21 protein-coding genes and 2 pseudogenes are annotated in these 21,538 nt (G+C 60.9%); 15 read left to right on the top strand and 8 right to left on the bottom strand.

Annotation, left to right across the window (positions count from 1 at the left end; all coding sequences use genetic code 11):
• Positions 1-61 precede the first annotated feature (61 nt).
• Positions 62-2,770: a C2H2-type zinc finger protein gene (locus B723_RS26980; RefSeq protein ID WP_017339725.1), complete on the top strand. Its 2,709-nt coding sequence runs from the start codon at positions 62-64 to the stop codon at positions 2,768-2,770.
• 78 nt (positions 2,771-2,848) lie between these two features.
• Here the strand turns inward: B723_RS26980 and queD are convergent, their stop codons facing one another.
• Together queD and B723_RS26970 are read right to left on the bottom strand one after the other, a co-directional pair.
• Entirely contained in the window at positions 2,849-3,205 is a 357-nt protein-coding gene (gene queD / locus B723_RS26975) for a 6-carboxytetrahydropterin synthase QueD (RefSeq protein ID WP_017339724.1), read from the bottom strand.
• Positions 3,206-3,280: 75 nt separating this feature from the next.
• Complete coding sequence (locus B723_RS26970; protein WP_017339723.1) at positions 3,281-4,360, bottom strand: patatin-like phospholipase family protein; 1,080 nt, start codon at positions 4,358-4,360, stop codon at positions 3,281-3,283.
• A 262-nt stretch (positions 4,361-4,622) separates the two neighbouring features.
• Here B723_RS26970 and B723_RS26965 point away from each other — a divergent pair, with 262 nt between their 5' ends.
• The 4 genes from B723_RS26965 to B723_RS26950 are packed head-to-tail and all read left to right on the top strand — an operon-like array spanning position 4,623 to position 7,218.
• The gene (locus tag B723_RS26965) at positions 4,623-4,931 is read left to right on the top strand and encodes a PepSY domain-containing protein (RefSeq protein WP_017339722.1); all 309 of its coding nucleotides are present in this window, start codon (positions 4,623-4,625) and stop codon (positions 4,929-4,931) included.
• On the top strand, positions 4,931-5,236 hold the full coding sequence (locus B723_RS26960) for a PepSY domain-containing protein (RefSeq protein WP_017339721.1): 306 nt from the start codon (positions 4,931-4,933) through the stop codon (positions 5,234-5,236). The genes B723_RS26965 and B723_RS26960 overlap by 1 nt, the downstream gene beginning before the upstream one ends.
• A gap of 3 nt (positions 5,237-5,239) precedes the next feature.
• Positions 5,240-5,908 carry a response regulator transcription factor gene (locus tag B723_RS26955; RefSeq protein WP_017339720.1) on the top strand — a complete coding sequence of 223 codons (669 nt, stop codon included), beginning with the start codon at positions 5,240-5,242 and terminating at the stop codon, positions 5,906-5,908.
• Positions 5,905-7,218, top strand: coding sequence for a sensor histidine kinase (locus B723_RS26950; protein WP_017339719.1), 1,314 nt, complete (start codon positions 5,905-5,907; stop codon positions 7,216-7,218). The genes B723_RS26955 and B723_RS26950 overlap by 4 nt, the downstream gene beginning before the upstream one ends.
• A 159-nt stretch (positions 7,219-7,377) precedes the next feature.
• Here the strand turns inward: B723_RS26950 and B723_RS34215 are convergent.
• Together B723_RS34215 and B723_RS34210 are read right to left on the bottom strand one after the other, a co-directional pair.
• A pseudogene (locus tag B723_RS34215) lies at positions 7,378-7,974 on the bottom strand (methyl-accepting chemotaxis protein); the annotation flags it as partial.
• Between the two features lie 261 nt (positions 7,975-8,235).
• A pseudogene (locus B723_RS34210) lies at positions 8,236-9,306 on the bottom strand (HAMP domain-containing protein); the annotation flags it as partial.
• A gap of 636 nt (positions 9,307-9,942) precedes the next feature.
• Between B723_RS34210 and B723_RS26940 the strand changes: the two are divergent.
• Both B723_RS26940 and B723_RS26935 read left to right on the top strand, forming a co-directional pair.
• The gene (locus B723_RS26940) at positions 9,943-11,259 is read left to right on the top strand and encodes a Na+/H+ antiporter family protein (protein WP_162491081.1); all 1,317 of its coding nucleotides are present in this window, start codon (positions 9,943-9,945) and stop codon (positions 11,257-11,259) included.
• 164 nt (positions 11,260-11,423) lie between these two features.
• Positions 11,424-13,106, top strand: coding sequence for a methyl-accepting chemotaxis protein (locus B723_RS26935; RefSeq protein ID WP_017339716.1), 1,683 nt, complete (start codon positions 11,424-11,426; stop codon positions 13,104-13,106).
• A 133-nt stretch (positions 13,107-13,239) separates the two neighbouring features.
• On the opposite strand, the gene B723_RS26930 is transcribed toward B723_RS26935, so the two are convergent.
• Entirely contained in the window at positions 13,240-14,175 is a 936-nt protein-coding gene (locus B723_RS26930) for a LysR family transcriptional regulator (protein WP_017339715.1), read from the bottom strand.
• A 240-nt stretch (positions 14,176-14,415) separates the two neighbouring features.
• Between B723_RS26930 and B723_RS26925 the strand changes: the two genes are divergently transcribed.
• The 3 genes from B723_RS26925 (at position 14,416) to B723_RS26915 (ending at position 15,599) form a co-directional block, all read left to right on the top strand.
• Complete coding sequence (locus B723_RS26925) at positions 14,416-14,907, top strand: DMT family transporter (RefSeq protein WP_017339714.1); 492 nt, start codon at positions 14,416-14,418, stop codon at positions 14,905-14,907.
• Positions 14,907-15,362 carry a DMT family transporter gene (locus B723_RS26920; protein WP_017339713.1) on the top strand — a complete coding sequence of 152 codons (456 nt, stop codon included), beginning with the start codon at positions 14,907-14,909 and terminating at the stop codon, positions 15,360-15,362. Before B723_RS26925 ends, B723_RS26920 begins: the two co-directional genes overlap by 1 nt.
• A 72-nt stretch (positions 15,363-15,434) precedes the next feature.
• Complete coding sequence (locus B723_RS26915) at positions 15,435-15,599, top strand: metallothionein (RefSeq protein ID WP_017339712.1); 165 nt, start codon at positions 15,435-15,437, stop codon at positions 15,597-15,599.
• A 27-nt stretch (positions 15,600-15,626) separates the two neighbouring features.
• Here B723_RS26915 and B723_RS26910 read toward each other — a convergent pair whose 3' ends face one another.
• Complete coding sequence (locus tag B723_RS26910; protein ID WP_017339711.1) at positions 15,627-15,905, bottom strand: hypothetical protein; 279 nt, start codon at positions 15,903-15,905, stop codon at positions 15,627-15,629.
• A gap of 31 nt (positions 15,906-15,936) precedes the next feature.
• A complete protein-coding gene (locus tag B723_RS26905; RefSeq protein ID WP_017339710.1) occupies positions 15,937-16,164 on the bottom strand; it encodes a DUF6555 family protein in 228 nt (75 codons plus the stop codon).
• A gap of 145 nt (positions 16,165-16,309) precedes the next feature.
• Between B723_RS26905 and B723_RS26900 the strand changes: the two genes are divergently transcribed.
• The 5 genes from B723_RS26900 to mnmH all read left to right on the top strand — a co-directional run bounded on the left by B723_RS26900 (position 16,310) and on the right by mnmH (position 20,676).
• On the top strand, positions 16,310-17,080 hold the full coding sequence (locus tag B723_RS26900) for an AraC family transcriptional regulator (RefSeq protein ID WP_017339709.1): 771 nt from the start codon (positions 16,310-16,312) through the stop codon (positions 17,078-17,080).
• A 127-nt stretch (positions 17,081-17,207) separates the two neighbouring features.
• A complete protein-coding gene (locus B723_RS32625) occupies positions 17,208-17,381 on the top strand; it encodes a DUF1427 family protein (RefSeq protein WP_008035179.1) in 174 nt (57 codons plus the stop codon).
• 30 nt (positions 17,382-17,411) lie between these two features.
• A complete protein-coding gene (locus tag B723_RS26895; protein WP_017339708.1) occupies positions 17,412-18,368 on the top strand; it encodes a quinone oxidoreductase family protein in 957 nt (318 codons plus the stop codon).
• A gap of 170 nt (positions 18,369-18,538) precedes the next feature.
• Positions 18,539-19,573, top strand: coding sequence for a selenide, water dikinase SelD (selD, locus tag B723_RS26890; RefSeq protein WP_017339707.1), 1,035 nt, complete (start codon positions 18,539-18,541; stop codon positions 19,571-19,573).
• Complete coding sequence (gene mnmH / locus B723_RS26885; protein WP_017339706.1) at positions 19,573-20,676, top strand: tRNA 2-selenouridine(34) synthase MnmH; 1,104 nt, start codon at positions 19,573-19,575, stop codon at positions 20,674-20,676. Before selD ends, mnmH begins: the two co-directional genes overlap by 1 nt.
• 152 nt (positions 20,677-20,828) lie before the next feature.
• On the opposite strand, the gene B723_RS26880 is transcribed toward mnmH, so the two are convergent.
• Positions 20,829-21,503, bottom strand: coding sequence for a hypothetical protein (locus B723_RS26880; protein WP_017339705.1), 675 nt, complete (start codon positions 21,501-21,503; stop codon positions 20,829-20,831).
• Positions 21,504-21,538: the final 35 nt, after the last annotated feature.

Here is a 21,538-nt window from a genome sequence, read left to right as displayed (position 1 = left end):
GATGAATACCTGTGATTTGTGACAGTAGACGGCTTTTGGGCGCAGATGCTATCCAGAGTCCATGGACAATTTCAGCCTGCATCACGGAACACCGAAGCTGGCGGTCATCGACCCGCGCAGCCTCGCTGTGCGCGGCGTGACGTACTGGCGTGGGGAGAGCGGGCAAACGCCGCAGGCGCGGGTGACGCGGCAGGGGTTCGATGCGGCGGGGCGTGGAGTTGAGCAGTGGGATGCGCGGTTGTCCGCACCGGCATTGAGGCATTGTTTCAGCCTGACCGGCAGGGTGGTGGCGACTGACAGTGTCGATGCCGGTTGGCGGGTGGCTTTGTTTGGGCAGGCCGCTCAGGTGTTGAGCGGGTGGGACGGTCGGGGTACTCGGCAAGAGACTGAGTACGACACGTTGCTGCGTCCTCTTGTCGTGATGGAGCAGGCACGGGTTGTGGAGCGCTTCGAGTACGGAACCTGTGGTCCCGAAGCGAATCCGGGAAACCAATGCGGCCGGTTGATCCGCCATGATGACCCGGCCGGTACACGGCATATGCCGGAGTACGATTTGCTGGGGCTGGCGCTGAATGAAATCAGCCACTTTCTGGCCGCTCTCGATCCACCGGACTGGCCGCAGGAGAGCTCCGTACGCGATGGGTTGCTTGAACCCGCCCCCGGCTTCGAAAGCCGCTGGACCTACAATCCGCTCGGCGATCTGCTGAACCTCACCGACGCCAAAGCCCATCGTCGCCACTTCACCTACACCGTGGCCGGCCAGCTCAAGGACGGCTGGTTGCAACCGGCGAACACCGCCTCGCCCGGACAATGCCTGGTGCACGACATCCGTTATAACCCTGGTGGCAAAGTCGAGCGGGAAACCGCTGGCAATGGCGTGGTCACCGAGGCGCAGTACGCGCTCGATGATGGCCGTCTGCTGCGCTTGTGCGCCGGGTTGCCGAACGCCGCTCCAGTGCAAGACCTTCGCTACACCGTCGACCCGGGTGGCAACATTGTCCAGATCGACGATCACGCACTGCCAATCCGTTACTACAAAAACCAGCGTATCGACGCTCAATGCACCTATGGCTACGACACGCTGGGACAGCTAACCCACGCTACGGGTTGGGAAGCCGAAAAGTCATCCTTTTATCCCTTCGCGCCGTACCACCCCTCGACCAACCCTGATGCCGTGGTCAACTACCGCGAAGAATACGACTACGACGCGACGGGCAACATGATCGAACTGCGGCATCTCGGTGCTCAACCGTTTACCCGCCGATGGGCCGTGGCCACGAACAGCAACCGCAGCCTGCTTGAGGGCGATCAGCCACCGGATTTCGTCAGTCATTTCGACGCCAACGGCAACCTGCAGTTTTTGCAGCGTGGCCAAACCCTGGCCTGGGACCTGCGCAACCAGTTGTCCCGCGTATCGCCAGTGGTGCGCGAAGGCGAAGACGATGACACTGAAATTTATGTGTACGGCGGCGGGGGCAAACGCCTGCGCAAGGTCCGCACCGCACTGGCCGCCGCCCACACCGTGATCGCCGAAGTGCGCTACCTGCCGGGGCTGGAGATCCATCATCGTCCGGGCGGCAAGCAGCATGAATTGCTCGACCTGGAGGCCGGACGCAATCGGGTGAACTGGTTGCACGGCGCCGATGTGCCGGAGCATTCGTTGCGCTACCACCCGACCGACCACCTCGGTTCCGGGACGCTGGAACTCGGTGAACAGGCCAAGGTGCAAAGCCGGGAAGTGTATTACCCGTTTGGGGGGACAGCCTGGGAGGATCACAGCGATCAGAGCGGTGCGTACAAAACCATTCGTTATTCAGGCAAGGAACGCGATGCGACCGGGTTGTATTACTACGGATATCGGTACTTTGCGCCGTGGCTGAGTCGCTGGATCAACCCCGATCCGGCGGGGGCGGTGGATGGGTTGAATGTGTATTGCTTTGTGGGGAATTCGCCGGTGGGGAGGGTGGATCGAGACGGGAGAGTGGGTACTTCGGTTGATCGAAACGCTATAGCGCTGGATGTAGATGAAATTCTAGCGAGGTCAATAAATCCGGATGAGGTGGCTAAAGTAAACGAGTTGGTAAAAGAGCTTGATTCCCCCAAAGCAGGGAGGACCCCATCATTCCTGTCATTGGACCTGGATAAAATACTCGCGCATCCGAGGCCTGAAGATGAGGCAGAACTGCGTAAAAATTGGGGGGTGGCGGTTAACACCTCAGGATCATCGTCGAAGCAAACCTCTTCCCAACATTTTTCCTGTCCGACATGCAACAAGGTGCTTTCGAGTTCTATTGCACTTGTTCGGCATGTACGTATTCATACCCAGGAAAAGCCATACGGCTGCTTTGATCCCTCATGCAAAAAAAGATTTTCTGTTTCTGGTGATCGTGCCCGGCATATGAAAATGCATGTTGGTGAGAAACATTTTAGTTGCACTGTCTGTGGCAAAGAATTTGCTGATAATCAGAAACTAACAGAGCATCGGTTAACACATAACAACGAAAAACTATTCACTTGTGATGTGTGTGACAAAAAATTTACTCAACTGAGAGGTTTGCAAGTGCACAGGCAAACACATAGTGATGAGCGTCCTTATAAGTGCGATTGGTCCGGGTGTGGAAGTTTATTTTCGAATGCGAGTAGTGCCGCCAGGCATAAACGAACACATATGAGCGAAAAGCTTCATTCCTGCAATCAAGAAGGTTGTGGTCGAGAGTTTTCGCGTAGGGACCATCTAAAAAGACATATGCTGACGCATACTCGTAATTAGGTGGTCCTGAAATCGAGCACAGTTAATTATTGGCTATGAAAAACCACCCTGTTGGATAGTCATTTATCAGTCCAACACTTACTCGCCGCGATAGATACAGCCGCTGGTGCACGTCTCATGAATCCGAATCGCACTAAGCTCCGGCAGCAACGGCTTCAACTCACCCCAGATCCACTTCGCCAGCACTTCACTGGTCGGATTCTCCAACCCCGGAATGTCATTCAAATAGTTGTGATCCAAGCGCTCATACAGCGGCTTGAAGATCGCCTTGATCTCCGAGAAGTCACGAATCCAGCCGGTATGCGGATCCAGATCGCCGCTCAAGTGAATCGCCACTTTGAACGAGTGACCGTGCAGGCGGCCGCACTTGTGGCCTTCCGGGACGTGGGGCAGGCGGTGGGCGGATTCGAAGGTGAACTCTTTGAAAATTTCCACAGGTGGTATCAGCTCTGTCAGGTGGCGATCGCCGCGGCGATGTGGGCAGGCGGCGAGTTTAACAGTTTGTCCTGACTAAAGGGTCAGCAAGCGTTCGCCAAGTCGACCGTTGGCGGCCAGTTCGAGAAACTCATCGCCCAGCCTGCGACTCTCATCCATCGTCGCACGCCAGTATTTCTGCCGGCTCGGCGCATCGCCCATGAAACGCTTGAAGTCGTTACGGTCCGGCAGTTTGCCGTAGGGCAGGCGCGCCAGGTATTCCTTCGACGGTGCCAGCAACAGGACATCCTGCAAACGCGTGGTGCAGGCGCGGCGCCACGGCAGGGTTTTGTCGAACCAGCCGGGGATCACCCGGTCGGTGAAGTGCGGGTACAGCACGATGTCGTTGCCGCTGTAGGGCAAGTCGAGGTGATAGTCCAGCAGACCGCCATCGCGGAAGGTTCCGGCGCCAGCGCCGGGCAGGTCACGCACGCCTTCCATCACCATCGGGATCGAACCCGAGGCGAGCAGGGCCTGACGCAGGTTGCCGACATTCAGCGCGACGAAGCGTGACGGGAAGTCGTTCAGCGCATCGACCGGTGGCGCCAGGCGTGGGTCGTGGAGGATCAGCCGCTCGAAATGCCGCGATAGCCGTGCGCGACTGCGCAGGTTGTCGGCGATTACCGACGACAGGCCCAGCCCGAGGCGACCGCGATGATCATCCGCGAGCAGGCCGTGGCTTTTGACCACCATGATGTTCAGTCGGTAATGGGCGTTGTCCAGAATCGAGGCGTCGTGGCCGTCGAGCAGGTCATCGAGCATACGCTGCGAGCTCTGGCTGATCTGCGCCATGGTCACGCCCTTGGCGAAATTCTGCTCGGTGTAGAGATGACCGAGACGGCGGATGCCTTCGGCGGCATCGGGCAGGCAGGCGCTGGCGAAGCGCCAGGAGCCGACCGATGCGCCGATCAGCGACCGTTCGCGTGGCGCGGCGGGCAGCCATTCGCCGAACAGCGCCAGGTCCAGGCCTTGAATTCCCAACGCCTTGGGCCCGCCAGCAGCGCCCGGCAATGTGCCGACATCGGCGGCGTTCAAACCGTGTTCACGGATGCGCGCGAAGGCGCGGGGACCGGCCTTGAGGGTCAGGGAAGGGAACTTGATGTGGATGGCGGTCATACCGGTCTCGATGTCTGGCAAGCGGGGGATTATAAGCGTGTCGCAATCAATCAATGTAGGCGCTGCCGAAGGCTGCGATCTGTTGATCTTGCTTGTTGGCGCCTATGAAGCCGCCAAAAATCAAAAGATCGCAGCCTTCGGCAGGAGGGGGGCGTCAGTGATATCGTGCTGCAATCATCGATGATGGCAATTCAGTTTCAATTAAGTTCGAATCGCTAAGGTGACTGCCGTACGCAACACATAAAAAATACGGAGACACCCCATGAAAACCCTGACTGCCCTGATCACCGCCTCCCTCATTGCCATGACCGCCAGCCTCGCCCATGCCCGTGACCTGGGTCCCGACGAAGCTCTGCGGCTGCGCGACGCTGGTACCATTGTGTCTTTCGAGAAGCTCAACGCCACGGCACTGGCCAAACACCCTGGCTCGACAATTACCGAAACCGAGCTGGAAGAAGAGTACGGCAAGTACATCTATCAGGTGGAGCTGCGCGACCCACAAGGCATTGAATGGGACCTGGAATTGGACGCTGTCAGCGGGCAGGTTCTCAAGGATCATCAGGATACGTAATGAAGGTGTGTTCATTTTCACGCATGGCGCTGGTGCTCCTGGCGTTTTGCTCGGTGGTCATGGCCCGCGACCTGGATCAGGACGAAGCCCTGCGCCTGCGTCAGCAGGGCGTGATCATGCCGCTCGAACAGTTGTTGAAGCAGGCAATGGACCGCTATCCCGGGTCGAAACTGCTGGAAGCCGAGCTCGAAGAGAAACACGACGTCTACATTTATGAAGTCGAGTTGCTGACCACCGAAGGCGTGGTCCGTGAGCTGGACGTCGACGCCATCACAGGCCAGTTACTGAAAGACAAGGAAGATTGACCGATGCGATTGCTGCTGGTGGAAGACCATGTGCCCCTGGCCGACGAACTGATCGCCGGCCTCAACCGTCAGGGTTACGCCGTGGACTGGCTGGCCGACGGCCGTGACGCGGTGTATCAGGGCAGCAGCGAACCCTATGACCTGATTATCCTCGACCTGGGTTTGCCGGGTTTGCCAGGGCTCGACGTGCTGGCGCAGTGGCGCGCGGGCGGGCTCGCCACGCCGGTGCTGATCCTGACGGCGCGCGGCTCCTGGGCCGAACGGATCGAAGGCCTCAAGGCCGGTGCCGATGATTACCTGACCAAACCTTTCCATCCTGAAGAACTGCACCTGCGCATCCAGGCGCTGTTGCGCCGCTCCCATGGCAAGGTCAATCAACCGACGCTGCAATCGGCGGGCTTGCACCTGGACGAGGGGCGCCAATGCGTGACCCGCGATGGCGCCGACATCCAGCTCACCGCCGCGGAATTCCGCCTGCTGCGTTATTTCATGTTGCACCCCGAGCAGATCCTCTCCAAAAGCCACCTCGCCGAACACCTCTACGACGGCGAAACCGAGCGCGACTCCAACGTGCTGGAAGTTCACGTCAATCACCTGCGGCGCAAGCTTGGGCGCAGCGTGATCGAAACCCGTCGCGGCCAGGGTTATCTGTTTGGCGGTCAAGCGCAGTGAGGTCGATCCAGCGCCGCTTGAGCCTGGGACTGATCAGCGTGATGGTGGTCGTCGGCCTGGTGCTGGCGCAAACCAGTCTGTGGCTGTTCGAAGTGGGTTTGCAGCGTTACCTCGAGGCGGGGCTGCGCAACGACAGCGAAGACTTGCTGGTGGCGCTGGTGCGCGGACCACAGGGCTTGCAACTGGATGAGCGGCACCTGTCACCGGCCTATCAGCGCCCGTTTTCCGGGCATTACTTTCGCATCGATTTTGCCGACAGCCATTGGCGCTCGCGTTCGTTGTGGGATCAGGAATTGCCGCGTCTCGACCATCCCGGCCTGCACAGCAACCTGCAACTGGGGCCGGAAGGCCAGCAATTGCTGGTTTTGCGTTCGGACTATCGCCGTTTGGGCCAGTCGATTTCCATCAGTGTCGCCCAGGACTACACCCCGGTGCGCGACAGCTTCAAGCGCATGCAGCAAGTGGGGCTGGGCCTGGGATTGGCGGGGCTGTTGCTGATTCTGCTGTTGCAGCGGATCACCGTGCGCCGCGCCTTGCGCCCACTGGAAAGGGCTCGCGAGCAGATTGCCCAGTTGCAGCAGGGGCAGCGTTCGCAACTGGATGATCAGGTGCCGGTGGAGCTTGAACCGCTGGTGGCGCAGATCAACCATTTGCTCGCCCACACCGAAGACAGCCTCAAGCGTTCGCGCAATGCGCTGGGCAATCTCGGGCATGCCTTGAAAACCCCGCTGGCGGTGTTGTTGAGCCTGGCGTCCAGCGAAAAACTCGACGCCCATCCCGAGCTGCGCAAGATCCTCAAGGCACAACTGGAACAGGTTCAGCAGCGACTCAACCGCGAACTCAATCGTGCCCGACTGTCCGGCGATGCGCTGCCGGGGGCGCTGTTTGATTGCGATGCGGAACTGCCGGGATTGCTCGCCACGTTGAACCTGATCCACGGCGAACACCTCGACCTGAGCTATCGCGCACCGGCCGGTTTGCAGTTGCCATGGGATCGCGAAGACCTGCTGGAACTGCTGGGCAACCTGCTCGACAACGCCTGCAAATGGGCGGATGCCGAGGTGCGGTTGAGCGTGGTCGAGACGGCTGAAGGATTTCAGTTGAGTGTGGAAGATGATGGGCCGGGGATTCCCGAGGACCAGCGCGATCAGGTGTTCAGCCGGGGGACGCGGCTGGATGAACAAACGGATGGGCATGGGTTGGGGCTGGGAATTGTGCGCGACATCGTCGATACGTGGGGCGGGGGGCTGCGGCTGGAGGAGAGCGAGTGGGGTGGGTTGAGCGTTGTCATCGAACTCCCCAAGCGCTGACAGCGATCCGAAGCCAACCGATAACCCTGTGGGCGCAGGCTTGTGTGGCGAGGGGATTTATCCCCGTTGGGTGGCGCAGCCGCCCCAAAAACTGGGGCCTGCTTCGCAGTCCAACGGGGATAACTCCCCTCGCCACAACTCGCTCCCATTGGATTGGCGTTAAACCCGGAACTGATCCATCAGACTCTGCTGCTGATTCGCCAGGCTATTCAACGACTGGCTCACCCGCGCCGACTCATTCGCCTGCCCCGACAACGACTCGGTCACGTCCCGAATCGTCGCCACGTTGTTGTTGATCTCTTCCGCCACCGCGCTTTGCTCCTCCGCCGCGCTGGCGATCTGCAGGTTCATGTCGCTGATCACCGTGACCGCGTCGCCAATCTGCCGCAACGCCGTGACCGCCTGGCTGACCTGCTCGACACTGCCCTGGGCCTGACGATGGCTGTTGTTCATCGACCCCACCACATCCTGGGTGCCGCTTTGCAATTGCTCGATCACCAGACGGGTTTCTTCGACAGACTCCTGAGTGCGTCGCGCCAGGTTGCGCACTTCGTCGGCCACCACGGCAAAACCACGGCCGGCTTCACCGGCACGGGCGGCTTCGATGGCTGCGTTGAGGGCCAGCAGGTTGGTCTGCTCGGCGATGGCACGAATCACTTCCAGCACTGAACCGATCTTCTCGCTGTTCGCCGCCAGGCCTTCGACCTGCACCATGGCCGCGCTCATGTCGGCGGCGAGGTTGTCGATGCTGCTGGTGGTCTGGTCGATCACCGTCAATCCGCGGCGAGTCGCCTGGTCCGCGTCCTTTGCAGCCTGTGCCGCTTGCGCAGCGCTGCGGGCGACGTCCTGGGCGGTGGCGCTCATTTCGTGGGAGGCGGTGGCCACCTGATCGACCTGGCGGTATTGCTGCTCCATGCCGGCACTGGTTTGCGTGGCGATGGCGGAAGACTGATCCGCCGTGCTGCGCGCGTCCTGCACCGAGCGTTTCACTTCGGCGATGATCGGTTGCAGCTTGTCGAGGAAACGGTTGAACCAGCCTGCCAGTTGGCCCAGTTCATCCTTTTTGTCGTAAGCCAGACGCCGGGTCAGGTCGCCTTCACCGCTGGCGATGTCTTCGAGCATGTGCGCGACGCCAAGGATCGGCCTGGTCACGCTGCGCGCCATCAACCACACCAGCAACAGGCCGATCAACGCCGCCAGCACACCGAGGCCGAGTTCGACCAGCGTGCCGGCGGTATTGCTGTCGTCGAGTTGTTTCTTCAGCGCCTCGGCCGGGCCGATCAGGACTTTTTCCGGCACGTCGAGCAACACGCCCCACGACTTGCCACCGGGGATCGGCTGGAACGGCGAGAGCACTTTCAACTGCTGGTCGCTGTGCAGGCTGGTGGTTTTGCTGCTGTTGGCGAGCAGGCGGATCAGCTCGGCGCCGTTGGTTTTATCCACGGCATCCAGGCGCTGGCTGAGTTTGCTGGCGTCCGGGCTGTAGCCGGCGAGCAAACCGGCCGGGCTGATGATGCTGACGTGGGTCTGGCCGTCATAGAGCTTTTTGCTCGCGCCCTGACTGACCGCTTGCAGGCTGTTGAGGTTGATGTCCACCGACAGCGAAGCGATGACTTTGCCGTTGAGCATCAGCGGGAACACGATGCTGGTCATCAGCACGTTCTGGCCGTCGATCACGTAGAAGTAGGGTTCGATCACGCAAGGTTTGAGCGAGGTGCGCGGGCAGGTGAACCAAGCGTTGGCGGGCTCGCCGCTGGGGCCGGTGCGGGTGTCGGCCATGTCCGTTTCGGGCAGCGCCATCGACGTCACCTTGCCGGGTGTCGGTTGCGACCAGTACAGCGCGAAACGGCCCTTGTCGTTACTGCCCAGTTCCGACTGGCCGGCGAACAGTTCGTCCTTGCCGTCCAGCGCATTGGGCTCGAACACGAGGGACAGGCCGAGCAATTCTGGATTGGCTTGCAGCGCGGACTTGACCTGGCGGGTCAGGTCTTCGCGCAGGTCGAAGGCATCGAGAAAGCGCTTTTCGGCCTGATCACGCAGGAACAACACCTGACGTGAAAAGCCGTGGCCATATTGATAGGCGTCCATGAACTGCTGGCGAATCCCCAGCGCCTGGTTTTCGCCCTGGGACTCGATCCGGGCCTGGGCAGCTTCGGTGAGCATCTCCATGCTCGAGGCTTTCACCAGCTCGGAGCTGTGCTCCATGCGGTACAGCGAAAGACCTACCAGCAAGGTCACGATACCCGCCAGGCAAAGCCCGGCCAGCAGGGTGATTTTCCATTGAATGGAAAGTTGTCTGAGCGACATGGAGACGTCCTTATTCGATAAATATCTGAGACTTTGCACTGTAACGGCCGCGAATCCGCTTTCTTTATTCGGTGTGCGGAGCTTTTGTGGCAAGAGGTTTATCTCTGGAGAAGGGATATATATCTGTGGTGAGGAGTGGGACGTGTGGCGAGGGGATTTATCCCCGTTGGGTCGCGAAGCGGCCCCTGCAATTATCCAGACGAATCGATTGTGGCTGCTGCGCAGCCAAACGGGGATAAATCCCCTCGCCACAGGGGTATCACTGGCCGTTACATGTTCGTTGGCACCACTCGCTTTGACACCGGCCCCACTCTGCGGCACAGTGCGCGCCGTCTAATAAAACCCATTCCTTGTCCCGCTGGCGTCTCTTCGCAGACTGCCGGCCGGGTCCATTTCGCTTGCCTTGAGGTAACGATGATTAATGCTGTAATTGCCGCGGTCGGCGTCATGCTGGTGCTCAGCCTGTCCCGCGTGCACGTTGTGATCGCGCTGATTATCGGCGCGCTGGTGGGCGGCCTGACCGGTGGCCTGGGCATCGACGCCACCCTGAAAGCGTTCAACAGCGGCCTCGGCGGCGGGGCCACGGTGGCCTTGTCCTATGCCTTGCTCGGCGCCTTCGCGGTGGCGATTGCCAAGTCCGGCCTCGCCCATGCGCTGGCGGACAAGGCCCTGGCCATGGTCGATCGCCAGCACGCCAACGGTGGTGGCTCGGTCAAGTGGCTGTTGATCGGTTTGCTCTGGGTGGTGGCCATCGCTTCACAGAATATTCTGCCGATACATATCGCGTTTATTCCGTTGCTGGTGCCGCCGCTGTTGTATGTGCTGACCAAGCTTCAACTGGATCGCCGCTTGATCGCCTGTGTCATGACCTTCGGCCTGATCACGCCGTACATGTTCCTGCCGGTGGGTTTCGGCAACATCTTCCTCAATGAAATCCTCCTGGCCAACGTGGCCCGCAGTGGCGTGGACATCAGCGGCATCAACGTTACCCATGCCATGGGCATTCCGGCGCTGGGCATGGTCGTGGGGCTGGCGGCAGCGTTCATCAGCTACCGCAAGAAACGCGTCTACAACCTGGAAAAGATCGAGCAGGTCGAACAGGTTGCGGTCCAGTACAACCCGTTGAGCCTGATGGTCGCGGGTGTGGCCATCGCGGCGGCGTTCATCATTCAGCTACTGCTGGATTCGATGATTATCGGTGCGCTGGCGGGTTTCCTGATCTTCTCGGTGTCGGGCATCGTCAAGTGGCGCGACACCGACGACCTGTTCACCGAAGGCATGAAGATGATGGCGATGATCGGCTTCATCATGATCGCCGCCTCGGGGTTTGCCGAAGTGATGAAAGCCACCGGCCAGGTGCAGACGCTGGTTGAAACGTCGGCGTCGTGGATCGGCCACAGCAAGGGCATCGGCGCGCTGTTGATGTTGCTGGTCGGCTTGCTGGTGACCATGGGCATCGGCTCATCGTTTTCCACCGTGCCGATTCTGGCGGCGATTTTCGTGCCGCTGTGTGTGCAACTGGGTTTCAGCCCGATCGCCATCGTGTGCATCGTTGGCACCGCCGGCGCGTTGGGCGATGCCGGTTCGCCGGCTTCGGACTCGACACTGGGCCCGACCTCCGGCCTGAACATCGATGGCCAGCATCACCACATCTGGGACACCGTGGTGCCGACCTTCCTGCATTACAACCTGCCGCTGCTGGCGTTCGGTTGGGTGGCGGCGATGGTGCTCTGATTCAGGATCAAAAGATCGCAGCCTTCGGCAGCCCTACAAAGGAATGGCACACACCCTGTAGGCGCTGCCGAAGGCTGCGATCTTTTTTGAGCATTCAACTTTTGATCCGGCGTGCCGTTAAAGCCTTTAACCACGCCAACAAAAATCAAAAAGAGTGAACCGTCATGCGCATGAGCCTGAAGGCTAAAGTCCTGTCCCTTGCCGTACTCCCGGTGTTGCTCTTTGCGCTGGTCATCAGTTTGACCACGTTGTTCGTGCTGCAGGAGCAGGCCCGCAAGGAAGTCGAGGAGACGCGCCAACGCCTGCTCAGCGATGCCAAGGCCACCCTGCAAAGTTACGTGGCCGTGGCGATGACTACGATCAAACCGCTCTACGACGCCGCAGCCCCGGGTGACGACGCGGCGCGGGCCCAGGTGATCAAATTGCTGTCGAGCGTCAGCTACGGCAAGGAAGGTTACTTCTTCGGCTACGACTCCAACACCGTGCGCCTGTTCAAGGCCAACAGCCCCGAAGGCGTGGGCCAAAGCTTCAAGGACAACCGTGATCCGAACGGCGTCTACGTCAACCGCGACCTGGTGAAAGTCGCCAAGGACGGTACGCATTACCTGCAATACAGCTCGCCATTGCCCGGCAATACCAAGGTGCTGGTGCCGAAACTCGGCTACACCGAATACCTGCCGAAGTGGGACATGGCCGTCGGCACCTCGGTCAACCTCGACGGCATCGAAGCGCAGGTGGCGGTGGTCGAGGCCAAGGTTCAGGAGCGCATGGAAGGCGTGTTGCTGAGCATCATCGGCATCGCCGTGGTGGTGCTGTTGGTGATCGCCGCCGCCGGCATGCTGCTGGCCAACACCATCCTGCGTCCGCTGAACCTGATGAAAGCCAACCTCGATGACATCGCGGCAGGCGAGGGCGACCTGACCCGGCGCCTGACCATCACCAGCCAGGACGAACTCGGCCAGCTCGCCGGTTCGTTCAACCGTTTTGTCGACAAGATCCACGGCCTGGTGCGCCAGATCACTGAGATGACCTCGCAACTGACCGGGCTGGTGAATCAGGTGTCCGATCAGGCTCAGCGCTCGGATCAGGCGATGGAGCGTCAGCGTCACGAGACCGATCAGGTCGCCACGGCGATCAACGAAATGTCGGCCGCCGCGCAGGAAGTTGCCAAAAGTGCTCAGAACGCCGCCGTCGCCGCGCAACAGACCGACGAAGAAGGCCAGACCGCCAAGCGTGTGGTGGCGGGCAGCATTGTCAAGATTCATGCATTGGTCGACGATATTCGCAGCAGCGGCGTGTCCCTCGACAGCCTGCAAAAGGACGTGTCGTCGATTGTCAGTGTGCTTGGGGTGATCCGTTCGATTGCCGAACAGACCAACCTGTTGGCGCTTAACGCTGCGATCGAAGCGGCCCGTGCCGGTGAGGCCGGTCGCGGTTTTGCGGTGGTGGCCGACGAAGTCCGCGCGCTGGCCAGCCGCACGCAAATCAGCACCCAGGAAATCCAGGGCATGATCGATCGCCTGCAGGCGGGTACTCAATCGGCGGTGGAAGCGATGCGCCGTTCCAGCGAGGCTGGCGACGGTACGTCCGCACAGGCGAACGAAGCGGGCGCGTCCCTCGACACCATGGCCCAGCTGATCGGCACCATCAACTCGATGAACGCACAGATCGCCAGCGCCGCCGAAGAGCAGACCGCCGTGGCCGAAGAGATCAACCGCAGCGTGCATCAGATCGCGGTGGCTGTGGACAACGTGGCTGACGAAACCCAGCTCGGCGCCCAGACCTCCCGCAGCCTCGCGGATCTGGGTCAGCGCCTGGGCAGTCTGGTCGGACAGTTCCGTATCTGATTTGATGATGCTCTTGTGGCGAGCGAGCGAGCTTGCTCGCGCCGGGCTGCGCAGCGGCCCTGAAAATTTGTGAGCGCTGCGCACTCAAGCGGGAGCAAGCTCCCTCGCCACACTCGCGTGTTCGACTCAGGTTCTAGGGCCTGTCCCAATACGGCACCGGCCCAAAGCATTCGACAAAGAAATCAATCACCGTGCGCACCTTCACGGATAACCGTCGGCTGCCGGGCCAGAGCACGGCGATCTGCTGCGGCTCAAGGCTGTTGGACACCTGATAGTCCCCCAGCACCGGCACCAGCGTGCCGTTGCGCACGGCCTCACCAATCAGCCATGACGGAAACATCACCAGCCCCAGGCCCTGTTCGGCGGCCTGGGTGAGTGTGTCGGCGTGGTTGCCGGTGAGCGGTCCCTTCACCGAATAGGGCGACCAGTCCTGCCGACCCTGGCGGAAAAACCAGCGCTGCTGGCCGGTTACACCTTTGTAGGCCAGGCATTGATGCGCCGCCAGGTCCTGGGGATGTTGCGGGATGCCATGGCGCTCAAGGTAGGCCGGGCTTGCCGCGACCTGAAAGCGGTGGGGCGCCAGAATGCGCGCCTGCATGCTCGAATCGTGCAGCGGGCCGATGCGGAACAACAGGTCGGCGCCTTCCTGCAACGGGTCGATGTAGCTGTCGGTCTGTTGGATGTCCAGTTGCAGTTTCGGATAGCGCTCGCACAACTGCCCGAGCCACGGTGTCAGGTGCCGTTGCCCGAACACCACGGGGGCATTGATCCGTACCAACCCGCTGGGCTCGCTTTGCTGTTCCTGCAGGGCTTGTTCGGCTTCTTCCAGTTGCACCAGCACCAGCCGCGCATGGTGGCCGAGCATTCGTCCTGCTTCGGTGGGCGAGACGGCGCGGGTGTGACGGTAGAGCAATTGCTGGCTCAGGGCTTGTTCCATCAACTGGATCTGTCGGGAAATCGAGGAGGGCGCCAGGCCTTCGCGGCGGGCTACCTCGGAAAAGCTGCCGTGATCGAGCACCGCGACAAATAGCCGAAGCGCCTTGAATCCCAATTCGTTGAGGCCGTGCATGGCGGTTCCTACTGTGCGAGTTGCGCAAAAGTGTTGTCAGTATGATCCCGTTTATCGCAAAGCAGCACCCGCCGATAATGCGCGCCTGTTCCACTGACTACTCAAAACCCATGTGGAAGCGAGCCTGCTCGCGATAGCGGCCAGACATCCAACATCAAGGTGACTGACAAATCGCTATCGCGAGCAGGCTCGCTCCCACAAGGGAAGGTGTTTTTTCTGATAAATGGCAGGTGTTCATTCATGCAATCTTCTTCAATCGACGTGGGCGTTGCCACAACGCCAACCACCAAACCAGGGTTACGGCTCTTGTTGTTGCCCCTGGTCATCCTCGCCGGCATGGGCCTTTCCGTAGAGGCCGGTCTGCTTGGCCCCCTCGGCGTCCAGGTCGGGCACTTGTGGGCGACGCTGAGCATCTTCGGCGTGGGCTCGGCGATTCTGTTTCTGCTGCTGTTGTTCAGCGGCCCGCAACGTGGCCCGGCCTTGAACGCATTGCCGCGCTGGCAGTTGATCGGCGGTTTCCTCGGGCCGATGTACGTGGTGGTGCTGACCCTGGCCACGCCGCACATCGGCATTGCGATGACGATGATCGCGATTCTGTCCGGGCAGGTCGGCAAAAGCGTGCTGATCGACCACTTCGGCTGGTTCGGCACCACCCGCAAAAAGGTCAACGGTGAACGCTGGCTGGCCTTGCTGCTGATTGTCGCGGCACTTGTTCTGATTGCTCGGGGTTGATGATGAATCTGATTATTTTGTTGGCGGTGGTCGTGGCCGCCGGTGCGGTGTTGAGTGTGCAGGCGGCGATCAACGGACGTCTGGGCGAAACGGTCGGTGTGCTGCGCAGCAGTTTGCTGACGTTCGTGGTGGGCGCGGTGAGCACCGGGTTGCTGATCCTGTTTTTCGAACCGGCCCATGCCGTGAGCCTGCTGGACGTGCCGAAATGGCAACTCAGCGGCGCGTTGTTCGGCGTGGTGTACATGATGGTCATGGTGGGGGCGGTGCCGCGGGTTGGCACGGCGGTCGCGACGGTCGCGGTGATCGTCGGGCAACTGGGCATGGGGATGCTGATCGACAACTTCGGCTGGCTGGGCAACCCGGCGATCGAGCTGTCCGGGAGCCGGGTATTGGCGATGGTGTTGCTCGGGTTGGCCTTGGTGTTCATGTATCGCAGCAGTACGCGGCAGGCCTGACGCCAGCTCCTACACTGGTGAGACGGATCGTATTCGCGAGTCCGGACGACCACCACCCATGGAGTCAGACTTATGATCGACAGTGAAAGTAAATGCGACTGCCCGAAATGCGCGTGCAAACTGGGCCAGCATCCGATTGCTCGCCACGGCAAACACTACTGTTGCGAAGCCTGCGCCAAGCACCACGAACACGGTGAAGAATGCACAAGCAAGGGCTGCAAGTGCGCCCATGGCTGAGATCAGCCACGCGCAAAAAAGTGGAGCCTATTCGGGCTCCACTTCCAGTTTCAGACTTTGATCTTCCAGCCGTTCGGTATGGCGGACGATGCCATTGAGTCGCCGTCCCTCCACCCGTACCAATAGGGTTTTCGCCTGCTCCAGATCGGGCGGCAAGGGTGGCTGGACGCGGAGTGCGAAGCGGGTCGGATCATGCTCGACCTGTTCGAGGCCGACCTGACACTCGGCGCTTTTGGTGACTCGGCCGAACAGCGTATCGAGGCCGTAGTCGATGTGTGCCGTGCTGGTAAGTTGTGTCGCTGTCATGCGCCCGATCCCTCCAGATCCTGCCCTTCGGTTAGTTCGCTGGCCGCCACGTGACGTTTTCCACACCGAACTTCTCTGCCATCGGTTTAGTGGTCTTTTGCACTTTTTCCCGACCAAACCGCGGGATGCGACCCACGCCGGCGTCACAGCTCGCCCAATGCCAGGCCTCCGCATTATCCATCTTGTCCAGACGGATAATGAAAGACTTGGGGGCGCCATGAAGGGTGTATTCAATGACGAAAAGTTTTGCGTTGTTCATAAAGCCCGTATTCCTCCCTGTGGTATTAGAGGGATCGTCGCGGCTGCGGAAAATTCAGTCGGATTGTCAGACGGCGGCCGCCAGTGGCGACAAGGCGTGCGGCTGGTTACCATGCATTTCCTGAAACCCCCAATGATTGCTGCCCATGGCCCTTGCCGCGCCCCCTGACCTGAGTGACACCGATGTGCCCGTGCAACCGCTGGCGCGCACTTACCCGCGCGGGTTGTATATCGAGCCTCACGAGCATGTCTGGGGCCAGTTGTTATATGCGATGAGCGGGGTGATGTGGGTCGAAACGCCCCACGAAGCGCTGGTGGTGCCGCCGCAACGGGCGGTGTGGCTGCCGCCAGGCGTGCCTCACGGCATTCGAGTGGTCTCGGACCTGCAGATGCGCAACATCTACCTGCGGCCCTCGCTGGCAGCAACGCTGGACGCGACGGTTCAAGTGATCGAAGTGGGCGGGTTGCTGCGAGAGCTGATCATCGGCCTGGTGGAACAGGGTGACGACGGCGCGCCGGAGTACTACGAAGCGCTGGTGGGGCTGGCGCTGCTGGAACTCAAACGTGCCCGGCGTTCGCTGCTGAAGATCCCCTTGCCGGACGATTCCGACCGGCGCCTGATGAACCTGTGTCAGGCGGTCATGGCCGCGCCGTCGCTGGACATTCCCTTCGAACAACACGCCGAAAACGCCGGCGCCAGCGTGCGCACCCTGGCGCGGCTGTTCAAGGACGGCCTGGGCATGGGCTTCGCCGAGTGGCGACGGCAAGTGCAACTGGCGACGGCGGCGGCCGAGTTGATACAGGGCGTCGCCGTCAGCACGATTGCCCGGGAACTGGGCTATTCGCCGAGCAGCTTCAGCGACATGTTCCGTCGCGAGCTGGGCGTTGCGCCGTCGCAATTTGCCGCGAGCCTGTAGGCGCTGCCGCAGGTTCGCGTTGCGGCGACATCAAGTGCTTTGGCCGAAATTCAGAAGCACTTGGCCGATGCTCGCCGTTGCCCACCTTTAGACTTCAGGCATACCTCAATTGCCCACGGAGTCTGCCATGAGCTACCTCATCTCGCTGGTCATCGGTCTGGGCGTCGGTTTGCTCTACGGCGCACTGGATTTTCGTTCCCCCGCACCCCCGGCCATCGCGCTGGTGGGCCTGCTGGGCATGCTCGCCGGTGAAAAATTATGGCCGATGGGCCGACAACTGGTCACTGGCTGGATCTCCTGAATTTCTCCCCTCTGTTCGATGGACATTCCCATGAAAGCATTGCAGTTCGATAAAACCGGCGACCTCTCGGCCCTGCGCTACGTCGAAGTGCCGACCCCCGTTCCCGGCGCCGATGAAGTGCTGGTGCAGATCAAGGCCGCCGGCCTCAACCCCAGCGATGTGAAGAACGTGCTGGGGCGGTTTCCCTACACCACGCTGCCGCGGATTCCCGGTCGTGATTTCGCCGGGGTCGTGGTTGAAGGTCCGCAAGCATTGATCGGTCAGGAGGTCTGGGGCACCGGTCGGGAACTGGGTTTTTTCGCTGACGGCTCCCATGCACAGTTCGTCAAATTGCCGGCCAACGGCGTGGCACTCAAGCCGACCCACTTGAGCTTCGCGCAGGCCGCCAGCCTCGGCGTGCCTTACACCACGGCGTGGGATGCGCTGGAACGCAGCCTGGTGACCGCGCAAACACGGTTGCTGGTGATCGGCGGCGGCGCAGTCGGCAGTGCGGCGCTGGCGCTGGCCAAGGTGCGCGGCGCCCAGGTGCTGGCGGCGGCGCGACGGCCGGAGCAGGTGAAGGACTTGCAGGATCAGGGTTATCAGACCCTGCAACTGGATAAACCCGAAGAGCTGGGCGCACAGGTGAACGGAGTTTATGCCGGCGGCGCCGACGTGATTTTCGACACCACCGGGTTCTGGCTGCCGGCCTCGGTCGCCGCGTTGGCACCGTTCGGCCGCATCGCGATCATCGCCGCGCCGGTGGATGGTCTGGTGCAATTGCCGGCCCTGGCGTTGTATCGAAAGGGCGGTTCGGTGGTGGGGATCAACTCGCTTCTGTACGGGGTACAGGCGTGCGCGGCGATGCTCGATCAGTTCGGCCGGTTCTTCGATCAGGACCTGTTGCCATTGCCGCAAGGGTTGTTTGAGTCGCCTTTGGCAGAGGGGCTGGAGCGCTATGCCGAGGTGAATCAGGGCAGTGGCGACAAGGTAATCCTGCTGCCGTAACCCGACCACTGTGGAAGCTAGCCTGCTGGCGATGGTGTATCAGCTGCATTGATGGCGGCTGACACCCCATCGCCAGCAGGCTGGCTCCCACAGGTTTTGTGTTGTTCGTTAAAGCCCCTGAAAATAACCTTGCTGTAGACTCATCGGCACTGACTTCACGAGATGCCCCCATGAGCGAGCCGATTCGTCTGACCCAATACAGCCACGGCGCAGGCTGTGGCTGCAAAATTTCCCCCCAGGTGCTGGAAGTGATTCTGGCCGGCAGCGGGGCGCAGAACCTTGACCCCAAACTCTGGGTCGGCAATGCCTCGCGCGATGACGCGGCGGTGTATGCCATCGATGAAGAACGCGGCGTGGTCTCGACCACCGACTTCTTCATGCCCATCGTCGACGACCCGTTCGATTTCGGCCGCATCGCCGCCACCAATGCCATCAGCGACATCTACGCCATGGGCGGCGATCCGTTGATGGCCATCGCGATCCTTGGCTGGCCGGTGAATGTGCTGGCGCCGGAGATTGCCCGGGAAGTGATTCGCGGCGGGCGCTCGGTGTGCGATGAAGCCGGGATCCCGTTGGCGGGCGGGCACTCCATCGATGCGCCGGAGCCGATCTTCGGCCTGGCTGTCACCGGGCTGGTGGAAAAGCGCCACATGAAGCGCAACGACACGGCCACTGCCGGTTGCCTGCTCTATCTCACCAAACCCCTGGGCATCGGCATCCTCACCACCGCCGAGAAAAAGGGCAAGTTGCGCCACGCCGACATCGGCCTGGCCCGCGACTGGATGTGCACCCTCAACAAGCCCGGCAGCCGTTTCGGCAAGCTCGACGGCGTGACCGCGATGACCGATGTCACCGGTTTCGGCCTGCTCGGGCACCTGGTGGAAATGGCCGACGGCAGCAACCTCACAGCACGCATCGAATATGACCGCGTGCCGCGTCTGCCGGGCGTCGAGTATTACCTCGACCAGGGTTGCGTGCCGGGCGGGACGCTGCGCAACTTCGACAGCTACGCCAGCAAACTCGGGCGACTGCAGGAAATGCACAAACGCGTGCTCTGCGATCCGCAAACCAGTGGCGGTCTGTTGGTGGCGGTCACTCCCGAAGGCAACGATCAATTCCTCAGCGTCGCTGCCGAACTGGGCCTGACTCTGGCGCCGATCGGTGAACTGGTCGAGCGACAGACGAACGCGGTCGAGGTGTTCTGATGGCAAGCGAATTCACCGATTACCGCGACATTTTCCTCAATGACCGGCCGATGATGGATGCGCGCGCGCCGGTCGAATTCATCAAGGGTTCCTTCCCCGGTGTGATCAACCTGCCGCTGATGAACGATAACGAGCGGCAACGGGTCGGCACCTGCTACAAGCAAGAGGGTCAGCAGGCGGCTATAACGTTGGGGCATCAGTTGGTGTCAGGCGAGATCAAGGCCGCGCGAATTCAGGCCTGGGCCGATTTTGCCCGGGCTCATCCCGAAGGGCTTTTGTATTGTTTTCGCGGTGGCTTGCGCTCGCAGATCGTTCAGCAATGGCTGAAGAGTGAGGCGGGTATCGATTATCCGCGGGTCGGCGGCGGCTACAAGGCCCTGCGTAGCTTCCTGTTGGAGACGATCGATCAGGCGATGGCTCAGTGTGATTTTGTCCTGCTGGGCGGCATGACGGGCACCGGCAAGACCGAAGTGCTCACGCAACTGCGCAACGGCCTGGACCTTGAAGGCCATGCCAACCATCGCGGTTCCAGTTTCGGCAAACGCGCCACGGGCCAGCCGTCCAACATCGATTTTGAAAACCGCCTGGCCGTGGACGTGCTGAAGAAACGCAGCCGCGGTATCGAGCAGTTTGTGCTGGAAGATGAAAGCCGCGCGATCGGCAGTTGCGCGCTGCCGTTGCCGTTGTATCAGGGCATGCAGCAATTTCCGATGGTCTGGCTCGAAGACAGCCTTGAAGGACGGGTCGAACGGATCCTGCGTGATTACGTGGTGGACTTGAGTGCCGAGTTCAGCGACATGCATGGCGAGGAAGGTTTCGGGCTGTTTGCCGAACGCTTGCTGGCGAGCCTGAACAACGTACAGAAGCGGCTGGGCGGCGAGCGTCATCGGCGGATGCTGATCCTGATGGAGGATGCGCTGGCGGAGCAGGCGCGCAGCGGGGCGGTGGATTTGCACCGGGGCTGGATCGAAGGGTTGCTGCGTGAATATTACGACCCGATGTATGCGTTCCAGCGGGAGAAAAAAGGGGCGCGGATCGAGTTTGCCGGGGAGCGGGGGGCGGTTATCGAATACCTGCAAGCGCGTGGCCATCGCCCGGGGTGATGTGTTGATTTTCCAGCCTCATCGCGAGCAGGCTCGCTCCCACATTTGATTTCTGTCGGACACTTAATTCATGTCCACTGAAGATCCAGTGTGGGAGCGAGCCTGCTCGCGATAGGGCCCTGACAGCCGCTACAAGATTTGAACCATCAGCCTCAAGTCGGACAGGTTTCCCGACCGTTATCCAGCCCTTGCTTGTAACTGTGGCTCTGCAGACTGGCCTTGCCGTTGTGCCAGGTCAGGGTCAGCACGAACAACGAGTCGTAATCGCTGGACTCCCAGTCTTCAGTGATCTTCTGTTTCTTGCCGACGGCTTCGCCAGCGACCTTGTTGATCAGTTCGGGCAGGTAGCCGTGGGACCAGGCGGTGTAGATCACTGCGTTGTGGTACTTGTCGTGGAGCAGCTCATCGGCCAGGTCGCTGGTGTCATTGGCCGAGAAATTGATGTTTACCGGCAAACCGAGCTTGATCGCACTGGGGCTGATGGTCATCAGGGGGCGAATGTAACTGTAGGAATTGTCCAGTTCGCCTTCCTCGACATTGCGCGTCGGGTTGGCCGCAAACACGTAATTGGCCTTGCCGAATTTTTCCGGGAGCAGGGTCGCCAGGTCGATGGCGCGGTTCAGGCCCTGGCAGTTGAGCTGGCCCAGGCCGCCGGCTGGTTTCTCGGCGTGACGCAGGAACACCAGGGTCTGGGTCCCGTCAACCGGCTGGGCGCGGCTTTCGCTGGATTCCAGTGACAGGAAGAGCGCACTGGCCGCCAACAGGGAGGGCAGCACGACATACGCGCGATGCTTGAAGCGTTGGACGAATTTCAGAAAGTTCATCATGGAAATAGGGAGTCTTCAGCGCATTCGGTTAAGGC

It is taken from the genome of Pseudomonas fluorescens NCIMB 11764 (assembly GCF_000293885.2).
In the GTDB taxonomy this organism is placed as follows: Bacteria; Pseudomonadota; Gammaproteobacteria; order Pseudomonadales; family Pseudomonadaceae; genus Aquipseudomonas; species Aquipseudomonas fluorescens_B.
The sequence above is the reverse complement of the archived record's forward strand: the minus strand, read 5'-3'. Positions and strand labels throughout refer to the sequence as shown.